This window comes from Aureimonas pseudogalii (assembly GCF_014196835.1).
In the GTDB taxonomy this organism is placed as follows: Bacteria; Pseudomonadota; Alphaproteobacteria; order Rhizobiales; family Rhizobiaceae; genus Aureimonas; species Aureimonas pseudogalii.
Window position 1 is genome coordinate 43,224 of record NZ_JACIEK010000003.1, and the last position, 15,316, is coordinate 58,539.

The following is a 15,316-nucleotide window of genomic DNA, read 5'->3' on the forward strand; positions in this document are numbered from 1 at the left end:
CGAGCCTCGTCGTCGAAGACTCGGAGTTGCACGACTTCACATCTCCCCATCCTTCGGGCCTGGAGAATGTGCGGTGCAACATGACATCTCGTTTCGTCCGGTCGACGGGGATCGATCGGCGGACAGGGGGCGGGTGCATTCTCTGTCGGAGAATGTCCGCGCCCGACTTGATTTTCTCGGGGTGCGCCCGGCCGACCGCCGGCTGAACGGAGCACCCCACCTTCGTCCAAGGCGAGATGCGTCGATGCTACATGTCAGCGAGTCCCACATCCAAAGCGATCCGATGCCGCAGAACGAGGATGCCGAGTTCGGGTCTTCGCTTCCCAGCATCGAGCAGATCATCGGGGCCGTCCGCCGGCAGATCTGGGTTCTCGTCGCGGGCGCCGTCATCGGCGCCGTCATCGGACTGATCTACCTGTTCACCACGGTCCCGCTCTACACGTCGTCGGCCAGCATCCTCATCGACAAGAGCCAGACGCAGGCCGTCGACGAGGCCGCCGTCGCCAGCGGCGTGTTCAAGGACGACGCCGAGATGCTCAGCCAGGTCGAGCTGTTGCGCTCCGAGAGTCTCGCCCGCAAGGTCGTCGAAACGCTGAACCTGACCGAGAATTCGGCGTTCACCGGCGAGGGCGGGTTCTCGCCGATCGCCAGCCTGAAGAGCGGCATCAAGTCGCTATTCTCGGTGTTCGGCAGCTCCGAGCCCGAGGTGGCGCCCACGCGCGAGCAACTGGTGCAGGAGGCGGCATCCAGCCTGCAGGACGGCGTCAAGGTCGATCGCGTCGGGCTGACCTACGCGCTGTCGCTTTCCTATGTTTCTCCCGACCGCACGCTGTCGAAGCAGGTCGTCGACGCCTACGCCGACGCCTATATCGACGATCAGCTGAACGCCCGCTTCGACGCGACGCGTCGCGCCAGCACCTGGCTGCAGGATCGGATCGCGGATCTTCGGGGCCAGGCCTTCGAGGCCGACCTCGCGGTCCAGCGATACCGCGCCGAGAACAATCTCCAGTCCGCGGGCGGCACGCTCGTTTCGGAGCAGCAGCTCGGCGAGATCAACTCGCAGCTGATCACGGCGCAGGCCACCACCGCCGAGGCGAAGGCTCGCTACGACCAGATCGAGAACCTCATCGCCAGCGGGCGCACCGACGCCGTGGTCAACGACGCGCTGGCCAGCGGCACCATCACCACGCTGCGCGAGCGCTATCTCGATGCCTCGCGCCGCGAGAGCGAGATCAGCTCCAAGCTCGGCGAGAACCATGTCCAGGCGGTTCGCCTGCGCGCCGAAATGGCCGACTACGAGCGCCTGATCTTCCAGGAGCTGAAGCGCATTGCCGACAGCTACAACAACAACTACCAGGTCGCGCAGTCGCGCCAGAAGTCGCTCGAGGACAACCTCGCCAAGGCGCTCAACGTCAACGCCGCGGCGGGCACGACGCAGGTCCGCCTGCGCGAGCTCGAGCGCCAGTCCGAAACGCTGAAGTCGCTCTACGACAACTTCCTGACCCGCTATCAGGCCACGCTGCAGCAGCAGTCGTTTCCCTCGATCAATGCGCGCGTCATCACGCCGGCCTCGCTGGCGGAGTTCCCCAGCCACCCCAAGAAGCCGCTCGTGCTGGCGCTCTTCCTGATGCTCGGCGTCGCCGCCGCGTCCGGCGTCGCGGTGGTGCGCGAGTATCGTGACCGGTTCTTCCGGACGGGCGATCAGGTGCGCAACGGTCTCGGCATCGAGTTCCTGGGCTTCACGCCCGAACTCACGGCGCAGGATATGTCGGACAAGAGCCAGCAGATCTCGCAGGCCGGCGGCAGCCTGTTTCCGCCCGGCTCGCCGGCGCTCTACGTGCAGACCCACCCGATCTCGTCCTTCGCCGAGACGTTGCGCAACGCCAAGGTGGCGGTCGACATGACACTGCCCGATCAGGCGTCGAAGGTCATCGGCATCATTTCCTGCCTACCCGGCGAAGGGAAATCGACGATCTCGGCCAACTTGGCGCAGCTTCTCGCGATGCAGGGCGCCAAGACGCTGATCATCGACGGCGACATGCGCAATCCCGGCCTCAGCCGCATGCTGGCGGAAAAGCCGAAGTCCGGCCTCGTGGAAACGCTGCTGAACCCGAACGAGGCCGCCGGCACGCTGCTCAGCGATGCCTCGGGTCGTTTCTCGCTGTTGCCGGTTGTCCTGCGGCAGCGGGTGTTCCATTCGAGCGAGCTTCTGTCCTCGCCGCGCATGTCGAAGCTGATCAACGACAGCCGTGCCCACTACGACTACGTGCTTCTCGACCTGCCGCCGATCGGCCCTGTCGTGGACGCCAAGGCGGTGGCCTCGCGGGTCGATGCCTTCGTCTTCGTGGTGCAGTGGGGCCATACCTCGCGCAAGCTGGTGCACAGCCTGCTGGCGACGAACCCGACGATCCGCAACAAATGCGTCGGCGTGATCCTCAACCGGTCCGACGAGGCCAAGCTGAAGCTCTACCGCTCGTATGGATCGGCCGAGTTCTATCATCAGGAATACACGCAGTATTTCGAGCGCTGAGCGTCAAGCGATCGTCGGCCGCGTGCCGGAACCGGCTCCGGTCGAGGCGCGACGGGCCTGTGGCCCCATGAGGTCGCGGGCGGGCCGAAAGGCGAGCGGCTCGCCCGACCGCCCTTTCGAGACCTCGGCCATGCCGCGCGGCCGCATGGGCCCTTGGTCCGCGCGCCGTCCGCACTCGTTCGACAACCCTGGGGATCCCGCATGCTCAACCAGCTGCGACGTGTTCGCTCGTCCGCCCTGGCGAAGAACACGTTCTTCTACGCGATCAACTTCGGGTCGCAGATCCTCGTGCAGCTCGGCTACTTCGTGCTCATCAGCCGATCGCTGGGCCCGGCCGGCTACGGCGTCTTCGCCAGCGTCACGGCGGTGGCGCTGTTCGTCGGCGTCTTCGTCGGATGGGGCAGCGACCGACTGCTGATCCAGAAGGTCACAGTCGATCACGACGCCTTCCCGCGCCAACTCGGCCACGCGCTCATCCTGAACGCACTGACGGTCGTGCCGTTGTTCGCGGCGACGCTGCTGGCCTTCCATTATCTCGACACGAGCGGCCTGTCGTGGACCGGCTTGTTCCTGATTCTCCTCGCTGACATCGTCTTCCGCAAACTGACGATGATCTCGACCTTCGCCTTCATGGCCTTCGACCGCGCGGCGACGCAGACCTGCATCGACATCGGCAGCCAACTGTTCCGGCTGGCGGCGGCGGCGCTGGCCTTCGTGCTCGTTCCCGACCTGACGCTGGACATCTGGGCCGCCTTCTACGTCGCCGGATCGGCGCTTTCGGCAGCGGCGGCGTTCGGCTGGATGCTCTGGAAGCTCGGGCGCCCCGTCTGGAACTTCGAGCGCAACTCGCTGTGGATGGGATTTCTCTTCAGCCTCGAGTTCGCCTCGGTGAACGGCGTGAAGGACCTCGACAAGCCGGTGGTCGTCCAGGTCCTCGGGCCGGAGCTCGGCGGCATCTACACCGCGGCGTTCCGCATCGTGGACGCCGCGTCCGCCCCCATCCGCGCCTTCCTCTATGCGACCTACACCCGCTACTTCCGCGCGGCGAAGGGAAGCCGCGAGGCGAGCGTCGCATTCGGCGTGCGCATGGTGCCCTACGCCTGCCTGCTTTCAGCCGCCGCCGCCCTGGGCATCATCGTCTGTGCCCAGTTCGTGCCGCTGGTGATCGGCCCGGAATACGAGTCGATCGTCACGCCGCTGCGCTGGCTGGCGATCCATCCGCTGATGCTCGGCCTCATGGGCGTCGGCGCCGACATCCTGCGCGCCATCGACCGGCAGGGGGTGCGCGTCGTCATCATGGCCTCGTCGACGATCGCGATCGTGCCGTTCTGCTGGATCGGCGCGACCTATGGCGGCCTGACGGGCGCCGTCGCCGCCCGCCTGCTGGTGCAGACGAGCCTCGTGGCGGCGAGCTGGCTGGGCGTGCGCTACTTCCGGCATAGCTGAGCCCGGCGCGGGGAGCTGAGAGAGCCGACAATGATCCGGGGCGCCAGAATGCGCCCCGTCCGCAGATGAAACGTCGAACCGGACCGCAAACGGCCCGGCTCTTGCGAAGGAGCAGACCCCGATGACCGATCCAAACGCCCCCGTCACGGTGACGCCAGCAGACGACATGCCGGCATCGTCGGCCAAGGCCGTACAGGCGCTCGCGTTGAAGCATCTCTACATCGCCTGGGTGCGCTTCCAGCGCCGACCCGAGTCGATGCGCTCCTTCATCGGCTACGACCTTCTCTATTTCCCACCGCCCTACGCCGCCAAATGGGCCAAGCCGTTCGGCTACATCCGGCAGGCCGCCTCGACGATCGCGGCGATCCGGCGCCACAAGCCCGACGTTCTCTGGTTCCAGTCGCCGCCGACCTTCTTCGCCCATCTTCTGGTGGCCTATCGCGCGCTCGGAGGGCGCCGGCTCAAGGTGGTCGCGGATTGCCACAACATGGGCCTCGACCCCGACGTGCCCGGCAATTTCTGGATGAAGATCCCCGGCACGATCCCGGCGCTGAACAGCTTCGACGTGGTGATCGCCCACAATGCGGCCGTCGGCGCCAAGGCGGCTGGGCTCGGCGTGCGCAGCGACCGGCTGCTCGTCCTGGAGACCCGGCCGGCGCCGCTTCCCGTCGATGAAACGGCCGGCGATCCCGTGCCGCAGGTCATTCTCGTGCCGTGCTCCTACCACGACGACGAGCCCATCGAGATGCTGATGGAGGTCGCCGCGCGGGTGCCGGACGCCACGTTCAAGCTCACCGGCAATCTGGCGCGTGCGCAGTCGAAGAACTATCCGGCACGTGCGCCCGCCAACGTCCAGTTCACCGGGTACCTTTCGGCCGAGGCGTACACGCACCTGCTCACGAACTGCAGCCTGGTGATCGGGCTGACCACGGGGGAGGGCATCCAGCTCAGCGGCGCCAACGAGGCCGTGGGTGCAGGGCGGCCGATGGTGCTGAGCGACACGCAGCTGCTGCGCTCGCTCTTCGGCGATGCCGCGCTCTTCGCGGCCAACGAGACCGCGCCGATGGCGGCCGCGGTGCAAGATGCTCTTTCGCGGCAGGGCGAGCTGCGGCAGGCCAGCCGCACGCTCAAGGACAAGCGCGAGCGGCGCTGGCGTCTGCAGGCCGAAGCCTGTCTCGAACGGCTCGTCCCCTAAAGGGCGGGCGGGGCGGCAGGGCCTCGTCCGAAGGATGGCGCGCGGATGGACTTGGGAGCGCCAGACGCGCGCGGGGTCCGATAATCCGCGCCGCGACGGTGATTGAGCGGGAAGGCCGCGAACGTCAGCCGACGAGCCAGCCGTCCGTCTCGCCGCTGTAGCCGACGACGCGAAACTGGGCGGTGTCCTGTCCTTCATGAACGGCATAGACCCCGCGGCCGGCGAGGCTGACGCTGGCGTCGTCGCCGAAACCGGACAGGACGATCCGGTCGCGTCCGGGCTCATAGCCATGGATCCGGTCGTCGGCGATTTCGCCTTTCACGAGCACGAAGACATCCAGGCCGTCGCCGCCGTAGTAATTGTCGCGACCGGCCCCGCCGTCGAGGCGATCGTTGCCGGCGCCACCCCACAGCATGTCGGCACCATCGCCGCCGAACAGGCTGTCGTCGCCGTTGCCGCCGCGAAGATGATCACTCCCGGCGTCGCCATAGAGCTTGTCGTCTCCCGCGCCGCCATCCACGAGATCGTGTCCCGCGCCGGCGCGAACCGCGTCGTCGCCACCGGTGCCGAACAGGCGGTCGTTGCCGCCGGTGCCGGTCTGCACGGGGTTCGTCGGTTCCGGCTTGGTCGGCGTGGTGGCTGGCGGTTCGCTCGGCCCGGAGCCTTGGCGCGTCAGGCTCGAGCCCAGCGGACCGGCGCCGAGCAGTTCGCGCACGAGATCCGACTGGCTCGAAAGCTTGATCCCCGCCACATGCGAATCGTCTGTCTGGCCCGCTAGATCGAGAACCTTGGCGTAGTAGTTCTGCGCGTTCGGGTTGCGGTAGTCGACGGTGAGGTTGTCGTGAACGCTGGCCGGCGAATGAATGTCCAACTTGCCGGCGATGTTGTTTTCGACGACGACGTCGCGCGAGCCCGGCTTGATCGAGATGTAGATGTTGTCGTTGCGAAACTCGGTCCGGGGCGTTTCCTCGTTCAGCAGAACCGAATTGTTGCGGATCACGACGCCGTCGGCCTCGCCCACGGTGATCCCATGGAAGCTGTTGTTGAAGACGGTGTTGTTCTCGATCAGGACGCCGCGATAGGCGATGCCGAGTTCGTTGCCCATGAAGATGCCCTGGGTCCAATGGCCGTCGCCGCTGTCCAGCACGTTGTTGCGGATGGTGATGCCGTCCGACGCCGAAGTGGTGTGGCTGGTGAAGAACTGAATCATGTCGTTGTGGTTGATCGAGAACAGCGATCCCAGGAAGTCGTGGATCTGGTTCCCGTCGACCACGATCTTGTCGACGTCGGCGAACTGCATGCCGTCCGCCTGCATGTGGTGCACGTCGTTCCCGGCGATCGTCACGTTGTCGGACACCGTGACCTTGATGCCGAAATTGTAGTTCGAGACCTCGTTGTTCTCGAAGGTGAAGCCGTTGGTGCCGGAGACCCGGACGCCGTCCGTGGCGACATGGACCTTGCCATTGTTGAAAGCGCTCGCATCCCCCTTCATCGTCGAGTTGACGACGCTGATATTGCGGCTGTCTTCGACGAAGAGATCGGGTTGCCAGTCGGGGCGCTTGTCGCCGTGGCTGTCGAATGTCACGCCGTCCAGCCTGAGATTGGCGACGTGGTCGAGCTTGACGTCGGTGAACACGGCTTGATCGTTCGACGACAGCGACTTCACCGTCACGTTGCTGGCGAAGCTGACATGCTTGAGGTCCAGCGAATAGCGCGAGCCTCCTTCGAGGAGAATGGTCTCGCCCCCGTTCGCGTGCTTCAACGCCGACAGGAGTTCGGCATCGTTCGAGACGATCTGCGGATTTGGCACGGGTGCGCCCTCATGGTGGGAGATGCCGTCGGCATCCGGGTATCGTTGGCCCGTATCCCCCCAAAGCGCGCGGGAGATCGATATGGATGGGTTCCCGACCGCCTTCCTCGAAGTCTATTGCTCCGTTCGGCCGTTTACATGCGGCAAAGCATCGTTCTTCATGCTTAACAAAGGATGAAAGTTAATCCCGCTCAGTATGTGCGGCAGGCGACTGTCGCCACTTGGTCCTGCCTTCTGAAGCGTCCACCGAATGGTGCCGCGCCGCGTGACGGTTGATCGCGACGGCTCGGGGCCACGACCCCGGACGGTCGCCTCAACTGCGAGGCGAGGCCGCGCGCTTCGACCGTAGGGCGAAAGGGGGTGGCAGCATCAGTGCGGTGGCGACGACGAAGGCGAGCCATTGAGCGCTGAAGGCCCTGAACCAGCTGCTCTCCAGAAGATTGTGGAACACCACGAACAGCATGATCGAAAGGGCGAGCCAGCGCACCTCGCGCGGCGTTCCCGGCGAGGGGTTCGCGTGGTTGAGCGAGGCCAGGATCATCGCCACGAGAACGGCGAAACCCAGCAGCCCGGTCTCGAGCAGCACGTCGAGATAGCCGTTGTGGGCCTGCAGGAGGCCGACGATGAAGCCGGGCGCCTCGAGGAAGGCGACCGAGTTGATCCCGGTGCCCCAGAACGACGCGTAGCCCGTGCCGACATAGGGCGAGCGCTCGTAGACCCCGAGGACGAAGGACCAGATCTGCGTGCGTCCGGTGAACGTGTCGTCGCCGAGAAGGGCCAGCGACAGGTCGTCGAAGCCCATGCCCGAGATCTGCGAGAACAGCCCCGCCAGGGTCGATCCCGCGAAGACGACCGCGAGCACGAGGGCGAGCATGTGGATACGCAGCAGCCCCTGCAGCCAGAGAAGGCTTGCGGCCATGATCGGGGCGATCAGCACGAAGCCGAGCGAGGTCTTCGACTGGCTGAGTGCGACGAGAAGCAGCGCCAGAACCGCAAGGCCGAGAAAGGCGACGCGGCTCAACCTCTGCCGCACGAGCGCCCCATAGGCGAGGAACAGGAAGCAGAGCGAGCCCACCAGCCCGAGGATGTTCTTGTTGGAATAGATGCCGAGATAACCGAGGCGACCGGGCGGAAAGGCGGCGACGAACAGGAGGTTGACGACGACGATCGCGGAAGCGAGCAGCACCATCCCGTTGAGGATGCGCTCGCGGTTCGCCGTCAGGAAGATCGAGCAGACCGTGATCGAGATCACCACGGTCTGGAGCACGAGACGCCGCAGGGCGATGTCGGGCGCCGATGCCCAGGAGACGCTGAGCGCAGCGACCGCGAGATAGGTCGCGATCAGCAGCACCGCCGGATGCACGAACAGCGCGCCGAGCAGCCCCAGCCGTCGGCGAAACCGGAAAAGGCCCGCCGCGAGGAGCGCCAGCCAGAAGATCTGGTTGGCGATGTTGGAATCGGCTCCGGCGACGTTCTGCAATTCGCTCAACCGGGCGTAGGCGGCCGGGGGCCGGAAGTTCGTCAGGGGCTGGAGAAAGGTCGGATAGGCCAGCGCGGCGACCGGCACGAGCGACGCCCAGCGATCGTCGGCGGTTGCGATCGGGGCGACGACCGGCGAAGGCGTCCTGCGTGTGCGGATCAAGCTCAAGCCGTTCTGCACTCGCCGCGAACCTTCAAGACAATTCCCCATGCGGATCGGCCTCCGGGGTCGATCCGGCAACGGGCGGACGAAGGCGTCGGGTCGAGTCTCCCGCCGTCCAGTCGGGGGGCGCCGAACGTCCGACCGAGAACCGCAACCCGTTCAATCCATGCCGCTACGCAACGCCGACCTCGTTGCCGTGATCGGTCTCGCCGTCGCTGCGATTGCATCGCACCATGCCATCAAAGGCGAGAACCGCGCAATGACAAGCCGCCGTCATCGCACGCCTCGTCGATGCGACCGGCGAGTGGGAAAAACCGCGCAGACGCGTGCGAGCCCGTCGTCGGACGGATCGTCTCGTCATCCGCACCCGCACCGGCATCGACGACGGTCGTCCGGCCGGCAGCGACGGTTTGCCGAAGCGCCAGCGGACCCTGTTCCGCCACCAGCGACGAAACTCGATGTTAGGGCCTCGTGTTGCCATAGTGGCACGACACGGAGGACACCGTTTCGATCGTCTAGGCGTCGGCATCCGATTCCGATGCGGGACCGTATGATCGACGAGACGATCGCCCGCCCGGCGGAGGACTTTCCTGCGTCGGTCTCGATCGTGAAAACAGGAAACAACGCGTGCTCGCCGGCATCGTCTCCAAATTGCGCCGTGCGGGCCGGGGTAAACCGAACGGGATCGACGGGGCCGCGACGGGCGGGACCACCCGGCCGCGCATCGTGCTGCCCTCCGATCCCGAGGTCGTCTACGCCGTCGGCGACGTTCACGGCTGCCTGCGGCAGTTGCGCGTCGTCGAGGACGCGATCATCCGCGACGGCTCGCGGTTTGCCGGCTTGAAGCTCATCGTCATGATGGGCGACTACGTCGATCGGGGCCCGCAGAGCGCCGAGGTCGTCGAGCACCTGCTCCAGCCCCCGCCGGACGGCTTCCGCCGGATCTGCCTCTGCGGCAATCACGACGAGACCTTCCTGCGCTTCCTCGACGGCCAGATCCCGCTCGAAGGCTGGATGGGCTTCGGCGGTCTTCCGACGCTCCTCTCATACGGCGTGGACCTGCCGGCGTTCGCGGCGCGAGGCAGGGCCTTGTCCGAGAGCCTGCTGGACGAGATCGTCGAGGCGATCCCGCTCGCCCATCGCGTCTTTCTGCGGGGGCTGCCGGTGTCGCTCACCACGAACGCCTATTTCTTCGCCCATGCCGGCGCGCGCCCGGGCGTCGCGCTGCGCGATCAGAGCGAGCGGGACCTTCTCTGGATCCGCGAAGACTTTCTGCGCGGCAAGCCGCTGACGGAGCGGATCGTGGTCTACGGCCACAGCCCGCTGCCCGCGCCGACCTATGACGAACGCGGCGTCGGCGTCGACACCGGTGCCTATCTCAGCGGCCGTCTTTCGGCCGCCCGCTTGCTGCCGGGATCGGTCGCGTTCTTCCAGTCCGACTGACCGACGAACCTCGCCCGAGGCGAGACGATGGTTCAGGACGACGGCGATGCGCCGCCGAGTTGCCGCATCGCTTCGCCCGCTACCATCGCGACGCTGACGGCGAGGTTCAGCGATCGCGCGCCGGCCTGCATCGGAATGGTGGCCGCGAGATCGGCGCTCTCGTGCACATGCGCCGGGACGCCGGCGCTTTCGCGTCCGAACAGGAGAACGTCTCCGGGGGCGAACGCCACGTCGTAGTAGGATCGCGTCGTCTTCGTCGTCAGCAGCACGAGGCGGCGCCCGGCCGCGAGCCGCGCCGCATCGAAGGCTGCGAAGTCCACGTGACGCGTCAGGGTCACCTGATCCAGGTAGTCCATGCCGGCGCGCCGCAGGTTGCGGTCCGAGACGTCGAAGCCGGCGGGCTCGATGATCTCCACGGGCACGCCGAGGCAGGCGGCGAGGCGCAGGATCGTGCCGGTGTTCCCCGCGATGTCGGGCTGATAGAGGGTGATCGAGAAGGGTCCCATGCGGGGCGTCTTACCGGCCCCCGGCGCTGCGGCCAACCGCCGTCGCCGCGGACGTACAGCGAGGGGAAGGACGGCGTGAAAGCCACGCGGTCCAACCTATATGCGGTGCGGGGGACGGGCCGCGACGGTGCCGGCTTCCTGTCGCATGGCAGCGAACGTGCGAAACGAGCGGATTTCCTTGATGTTTTCATATTTCGAGAAGCTGGTCGATGCGTTTCCGCCGGTGCGGGAGGATAGCCCGCCCAGCTCGCTCGGCCGCTTCATCTGGCACTACGCCCGGCCGGTCTGGCCGCTGCTTCTCCTCTACGCCCTCGGCACGACGCTGATTTCCGTGGCGGAGGTCTCGCTGTTCGGCTTTCTCGGCTCGATCGTCGACTGGCTGTCCACGCGGTCTCGCGAGACCTTCCTGCAGGAGGAGGGCTGGCGACTGGCGCTCATCGCCGGGGTCGTGCTCGTGGCGCTGCCGATCCTCACCTTTCTCTCGTCGCTGATCTCGTTTCAGGCGATCTTCGGCAACTTCCCGATGCGCTTCCGTTGGAGCGTGCACAACTGGCTGCTCGGCCAGTCGCTCGGCTTCTTCCAGGACGAGTTCGCCGGTCGCATCTCCACCAAGCTGATGCAGACCGCGCTCGCCGTGCGCGAGACGGTGATGAAGTCGATCGGCGTGATGCTCTACGTCGCCGTCTATTTCACCGGCATCGTCGTGTTGATCGCGGCGGCCGACTGGCGGCTGGTGCTGCCCTTCGTCGCGTGGCTTGGCCTCTACGTCCTGATGCTGCGCCACTTCATTCCGCGGCTGATGCTCGTCGCCTCCGATCAGGCCGGCGCGCGAGCCGCGATGACGGGGCGCATCGTCGACGCCTATGCCAATATCGGCACGGTGAAGCTCTTTGCCCATACCGAGCGCGAGGCCGTACATGCGCGCCGCAGTATGGAGGAGTTCCTGACCACCGTGCATGGCCAGGCGCGGCTGATCAACCTGTTCTTCTCGACTCTCTACGCGCTCAACTCGCTGCTTCTCTTTTCGGTCGGCGCGATCGGCATCTGGCTCTGGACCGCAAACTCGCTGTCGGTCGGCGCCATAGCCGTCGGCCTCGGGCTGGTGCTCCGCCTCAACGGCATGAGCCAGTGGATCATGTGGGAGGTGTCGGAGCTCTTCGAGAACATCGGCACCATCCGCGACGGCATCGCCACCTTCACCCTGCCGGTGGCACTGACCGACGCGTCCGACGCCAAGGCGCTCGCCGTGCCGCAGGGCGAGGTCGTGTTCGAGCGCGTCGGCTTCTCCTACGGCAAGGCCGCGCCGCATCGCGCGGCCGGTCCGGTGATCGAGGATTTCACGCTGCGCATCCGGCCGGGCGAGAAGATCGGCCTCGTGGGGCGCTCGGGCGCCGGCAAGTCGACGCTGCTGAACCTGCTGCTGCGCTTCTACGACGTCGAGACCGGTCGCATCCTGATCGACGGCCAGGACATCGCCGGCGTCACGCAGAACTCGCTGCGCTCGGCCATCGGCGTGGTCACGCAGGACACCTCGCTGCTCCACCGCACCATCGGCGAGAACATCCTCTACGGCCGGCCGGACGCCTCCGAGGCCGATCTGCGACATGCCGTCGAACGGGCGGAGGCTTCGGGCTTCATCGCCGGCCTTGCCGACAGTTCGGGCCGGCGCGGTCTCGATGCGGAGGTCGGCGAGCGCGGCGTCAAGCTGTCGGGCGGCCAGCGCCAGCGCATCGCCATCGCGCGCGTGATGCTGAAGGACGCGCCGATCCTGTTGCTGGACGAGGCGACCTCGGCGCTGGATTCCGAGGTCGAGGCGGCCATCGCCGAGAACCTCTACCGGCTGATGGAGGGCAAGACGGTGATCGCCGTCGCCCATCGCCTGTCCACCATCGCCGCGCTCGACCGGCTCGTGGTGATCGACCAGGGCCGCATTCTGGAAGAGGGAACGCACGCCGATCTCATCGCCCGCGGCGGCCTCTATGCTTCCCTCTGGGCTCGCCAGGCCGGCGGCTTCCTCGCCGATGGCGACGATGCGGATGCGAGCGGTGCGAGCGAACGGCGGGCCGCCGAGTGATCGACCGGTTCCTGCGACGCTTCGAGCGGGTCATCGATCCCTTCGGCGAGGCCGCCGAGGCCGCCGACCGGCCGCGCCGCGTCGGCGAACTCGCGCCTCTGCCCGCCGACACCAACCGCTTCATCTGGCACTTCGCTCGCCAGGCGAAGGGGCCGCTGATCGGGCTCCTCGTCACCGGCGGCCTCACCGGTGCGGTGGAAGCGGCGCTCTACACGGGGGTCGGCTGGATCGTCGATGCGCTCGCCGCCTCGACGCCGGCGACGCTGATGGCCGAGCACGGGCCCATGCTCGTGGCGCTGGTGGTGCTGACGCTCGTGGTCCGCACCGTGGTTCTCTTCGCGGCCTCGGTGTTCGAGGAGCAGATGATCATCCCGTCCTTCTACAACCGCATTCGCTGGCAGGCGTATCGGCGGCTGATGGACCAGAGCTACACGTTCTTCCAGAACGACTTCGCCGGCCGCATCGCGCAGAAGGTGCAGCAGGTCGGCGAGGCCACCGGCGACTTCATCGTCACCACGCTGCAGACCTTCTGGGCCTTCATCACCTTCGTCGTCCTCGCCGCCACCATCCTCGGAGCCCTCGACCCGTGGATGGCGCTGGTGCTCACCCTTTGGGCGCTCGGCTACGCCTGGATCGTGCGTGACCTGCTGCCGCGCATCCGCAAGTATGGCCGCGAGACGGCGGATGCGCGCTCGGTGGTCTCGGGCCGGGTGGTCGACAGCTTCACCAACATCCTGTCCGTCAAGCTCTTCGACACGCGCCGCCGGCAGGATGCCTTCGTGGAAGACGGATTCCGCCATTTCGTCGAGACGGTGCGGCGCATGACGCGGGCGCTGACCACGGTGCGCACCGCCGTCGCCATCCTCAACGGCTTCATGATGGCCGGCGTCGGCGTGCTGGCGATCGTCGGCTGGCAGGACGGTCGCATCTCCACTGGTGCCGTCGCGACGGCGCTCGGCCTCGTGCTGCGGCTCAATCAGATGAGCGGCTGGATGATGTTCAACATCAACGGCCTCGTGCGCAACTACGGCACGATCCAGGACGCCGTCGCCACCGTCACCGTCCCGCCGAAGCTCGTCGATCGGCCGGCGGCGCCCGATCTCGTGCCCAAAGAAGGCGCGGTCGAGTTTCGCGACGTTACCTTCCATTACGGCAAGGGGCAGGGCATCATCGAGGGCTGCTCGCTGCGCGTCGCGCCGGGCGAGAAGATCGGCCTCGTCGGGCGCTCTGGCGCCGGCAAGACGACGCTCATGCACCTGCTGCTGCGCCTCTACGACGTCGAAGGCGGGGTCATCCTTGTCGATGGGCAAGAGATCGCCGGGGTGACGCAGGCCTCGCTGCGCGGGGCGATCGGCGTCGTCACGCAGGACACCTCGTTGTTCCACCGCTCCATTCGAGACAACATAGCCTATGGGCGGCCGGATGCCAGCGAGGAGGAGGTGCTCTCCGCCGCCCGCCGCGCCAACGCGCTCGACTTCATCCGCACCGTGCGCGATCCGCAAGGGCGCACCGGGCTCGATGCGCATGTGGGCGAGCGCGGCGTCAAGCTTTCGGGCGGGCAGCGGCAGCGAATCGCCATCGCCCGCGTCTTCCTCAAGAACGCCCCGATCCTCGTCCTCGACGAGGCGACGTCGGCGCTCGACACCGAGGTGGAGGCCGCGATCCAGGAGAATCTCGGCGCCATGATGGAGGGCAAGACCGTGATCGCGATCGCCCACCGGCTGTCGACGATCGCCGGGCTCGATCGCCTCGTGGTGATCGACGGCGGGCGAATCGCGGAGGAGGGGACCCATCGCGCGCTGGTGGCGTCCGGCGGGTTGTATTCGCAGCTCTGGGCACGCCAGTCCGGCGGGTTTCTGCGTTCGGAGGCCGCGGAGTGAGCCGAGCCTGTGTCGCCCTTGCCTCATGAGCGACATACTGCCCGGATCGGTTGCCCCAGTCTGGACAAGTTCCAAGGGGCCGCCTAAGAAAACGCGCTGAAAACGGCTTTCGACAGGGCGCTTCGCTGCGCCCGCGATATGCGATCGAGGTCGTCGCATGCAACTGGCTTGTGGGCTCTCCAGCGTCCGCGGTCCCTGAAGGAGCGTCATTTCCCGTGAGCGTCGACCACAGCAGCGAACCCACACGCCGGGACTTCCTCTACATCGCCACCGGTGCCGCCGGCGTCGTCGGCGCCGCCTCGCTCGCCTGGCCCTTCATCGACCAGATGAACCCGGACGCCGCGACGCTGGCGCTGGCGCAGGTGGACGTCGACATCAGCCAGGTCGCCGAAGGCCAGTCGATCACCGCCAAGTGGCGCGGCAAGCCGATCTTCATCCGGCAGCGCACGCCGAAGGAGATCGAAGAGGGCAAGGCCGTCGATCTCAGCGCGTTGAAGGACCCGATCGCTCGCAACGCCAACCTGCCGCCCGACGCTCCCGCCACCGATCCCAACCGCGCCGCACCGGGCCAGGAGAAGTGGCTGGTGATGGTGGGCGTCTGCACCCATCTCGGCTGCATTCCGCTCGGCCAGTCCGGCGACTACGACGGCTGGTACTGCCCGTGCCACGGCTCGTCCTACGATACGGCCGGGCGCATTCGACAGGGGCCCGCGCCCGAGAACATGGCGGTACCGCTGTTCACGTTCGCGACCCCCACCACCATTCGCATCGGCTAAGGGAGAGGCCCACC

Annotated in this window: 10 protein-coding genes; 7 read left to right on the forward strand and 3 right to left on the reverse strand. The window is 66.9% G+C overall.

What is annotated here, in order from left to right; all coding sequences use genetic code 11:
• Window positions 1-283: 283 nt before the first annotated feature.
• From GGR04_RS08580 to GGR04_RS08590, 3 genes are all read left to right on the forward strand, one after another.
• Complete coding sequence (locus tag GGR04_RS08580) at window positions 284-2,530, forward strand: polysaccharide biosynthesis tyrosine autokinase (protein WP_183199450.1); 2,247 nt, start codon at window positions 284-286, stop codon at window positions 2,528-2,530.
• A 201-nt stretch (window positions 2,531-2,731) separates the two neighbouring features.
• Window positions 2,732-3,976 (forward strand): lipopolysaccharide biosynthesis protein, encoded by a 1,245-nt coding sequence (locus GGR04_RS08585; RefSeq protein ID WP_183199451.1) that lies wholly within the window; start codon window positions 2,732-2,734, stop codon window positions 3,974-3,976.
• A 121-nt stretch (window positions 3,977-4,097) separates the two neighbouring features.
• The gene (locus GGR04_RS08590; RefSeq protein WP_183199452.1) at window positions 4,098-5,171 is read left to right on the forward strand and encodes a glycosyltransferase; all 1,074 of its coding nucleotides are present in this window, start codon (window positions 4,098-4,100) and stop codon (window positions 5,169-5,171) included.
• A gap of 124 nt (window positions 5,172-5,295) precedes the next feature.
• Here GGR04_RS08590 and GGR04_RS24270 read toward each other — a convergent pair whose 3' ends face one another.
• Together GGR04_RS24270 and GGR04_RS08600 are read right to left on the reverse strand one after the other, a co-directional pair.
• Entirely contained in the window at window positions 5,296-6,981 is a 1,686-nt protein-coding gene (locus GGR04_RS24270; protein WP_312857429.1) for a right-handed parallel beta-helix repeat-containing protein, read from the reverse strand.
• Window positions 6,982-7,294: 313 nt separating this feature from the next.
• The gene (locus GGR04_RS08600; protein ID WP_183199453.1) at window positions 7,295-8,623 is read right to left on the reverse strand and encodes an O-antigen ligase family protein; all 1,329 of its coding nucleotides are present in this window, start codon (window positions 8,621-8,623) and stop codon (window positions 7,295-7,297) included.
• Between the two features lie 627 nt (window positions 8,624-9,250).
• Here GGR04_RS08600 and GGR04_RS08605 point away from each other — a divergent pair.
• A complete protein-coding gene (locus GGR04_RS08605; protein WP_183199454.1) occupies window positions 9,251-10,066 on the forward strand; it encodes a metallophosphoesterase family protein in 816 nt (271 codons plus the stop codon).
• A gap of 32 nt (window positions 10,067-10,098) precedes the next feature.
• Here the strand turns inward: GGR04_RS08605 and GGR04_RS08610 are convergent, their stop codons facing one another.
• Window positions 10,099-10,572, reverse strand: a complete 474-nt coding sequence (locus GGR04_RS08610) for a tRNA (cytidine(34)-2'-O)-methyltransferase (protein ID WP_183199455.1) — start codon at window positions 10,570-10,572, stop codon at window positions 10,099-10,101.
• Between the two features lie 181 nt (window positions 10,573-10,753).
• Between GGR04_RS08610 and GGR04_RS08615 the strand changes: the two genes are divergently transcribed.
• From GGR04_RS08615 to petA, 3 genes are all read left to right on the forward strand, one after another.
• Entirely contained in the window at window positions 10,754-12,646 is a 1,893-nt protein-coding gene (locus GGR04_RS08615; protein WP_183199456.1) for an ABC transporter ATP-binding protein, read from the forward strand.
• On the forward strand, window positions 12,643-14,526 hold the full coding sequence (locus tag GGR04_RS08620; protein WP_183199457.1) for an ABC transporter ATP-binding protein: 1,884 nt from the start codon (window positions 12,643-12,645) through the stop codon (window positions 14,524-14,526). Before GGR04_RS08615 ends, GGR04_RS08620 begins: the two co-directional genes overlap by 4 nt.
• Window positions 14,527-14,741: 215 nt before the next feature.
• Window positions 14,742-15,302 carry a ubiquinol-cytochrome c reductase iron-sulfur subunit gene (gene petA / locus GGR04_RS08625; RefSeq protein WP_183199458.1) on the forward strand — a complete coding sequence of 187 codons (561 nt, stop codon included), beginning with the start codon at window positions 14,742-14,744 and terminating at the stop codon, window positions 15,300-15,302.
• Window positions 15,303-15,316 lie beyond the last annotated feature (14 nt).

Bases quoted from the DNA above. Each gene is read 5' to 3' on its own strand.
- GGR04_RS08585 (WP_183199451.1), top strand. From the start codon at position 2,732: ATGCTCAACCAGCTGCGACGTGTTCGCTCGTCCGCCCTGGCGAAGAAC.
- GGR04_RS08580 (WP_183199450.1), top strand. From the start codon at position 284: ATGCCGCAGAACGAGGATGCCGAGTTCGGGTCTTCGCTTCCCAGCATC.
- GGR04_RS08615 (WP_183199456.1), top strand. From the start codon at position 10,754: ATGTTTTCATATTTCGAGAAGCTGGTCGATGCGTTTCCGCCGGTGCGG.
- GGR04_RS08590 (WP_183199452.1), top strand. From the start codon at position 4,098: ATGACCGATCCAAACGCCCCCGTCACGGTGACGCCAGCAGACGACATG.
- GGR04_RS08610 (WP_183199455.1), bottom strand. From the start codon at position 10,572: ATGGGACCCTTCTCGATCACCCTCTATCAGCCCGACATCGCGGGGAAC.